At 57.8% G+C, this 232-nt stretch carries 1 protein-coding gene; it reads left to right on the top strand.

Features of this window, described 5'->3' with window-relative positions:
* Positions 1-232: hypothetical protein (locus AB4138_RS24015; RefSeq protein ID WP_372307965.1), on the top strand; the 232-nt coding region annotated here is incomplete at both ends.

Genomic DNA, 232 nt, shown 5'->3' with positions numbered 1-232 from the left:
TTCGAGCAAGGCACGAACAGTGGCGATTACCAGATGGTGATGACCGACGGTTACGGCTCGACAGCGGAAGCGACGGTGATCCTGAAAGAGAGCAACGTGGATGAGTCAGGCTCGTTCGGTGCGCAGACGGTGACGTACGCGGAAAACCAAGTGGCGGACGCGGTAGTGGGTACCTTGTCCGGCAGCGATCTGGATGGCGTGACCAAATACGAGTTCAAACACAGTGACGGCA

This window comes from Vibrio sp. 10N.286.52.C3, assembly GCF_041468865.1.
In the GTDB taxonomy this organism is placed as follows: domain Bacteria; phylum Pseudomonadota; class Gammaproteobacteria; order Enterobacterales; family Vibrionaceae; genus Vibrio; species Vibrio crassostreae_C.
The sequence above is the reverse complement of the archived record's forward strand: the minus strand, read 5'-3'. Positions and strand labels throughout refer to the sequence as shown.